This is a genomic window from Chromobacterium alticapitis (assembly GCF_002924365.1).
Lineage (GTDB): Bacteria > Pseudomonadota > Gammaproteobacteria > Burkholderiales > Chromobacteriaceae > Chromobacterium > Chromobacterium alticapitis.
Window position 1 is genome coordinate 324 of sequence record NZ_PQWB01000211.1, and the last position, 412, is coordinate 735.

General features: G+C 68.4%; 1 pseudogene. It reads left to right on the plus strand.

Annotated elements, in window-relative coordinates:
- A pseudogene (locus tag C2I19_RS22345) lies at positions 1-412 on the plus strand (polyketide synthase); the annotation flags it as partial.

Genomic DNA, 412 nt, shown 5'->3' on the forward strand with positions numbered 1-412 from the left:
CCGCGGCAGCGCCGAGAACCACGGCGGACGCGCCAACTCGCTGACTGCGCCCAACCCGCGCGCCCAGGCCGACGTCATCAAGGCCGCCTTCCGTGAGGCCGGGGTCGATCCGGCCACCGTCGGCTACATCGAGGCCCACGGCACCGGCACCCCGCTCGGCGACCCCATCGAAATCCAGGGACTCAAGCACGCCTTCAGCGAACTGGCCGCCGGCAAGGCCCTGCCCGCCGCCTTCTGCGGGATCGGCACCATCAAGAGCAATATCGGCCACCTCGAATTGGCCGCCGGCGTCGCCGGCGTCATCAAGGTGCTGGCCCAGATGCGTCACCGCACGCTGGCCAAGAGCCTGCACTGCGACGAGATCAATCCTTACATCGACCTGCAGGACAGCCCTTTCTACATCGTGCGCGAC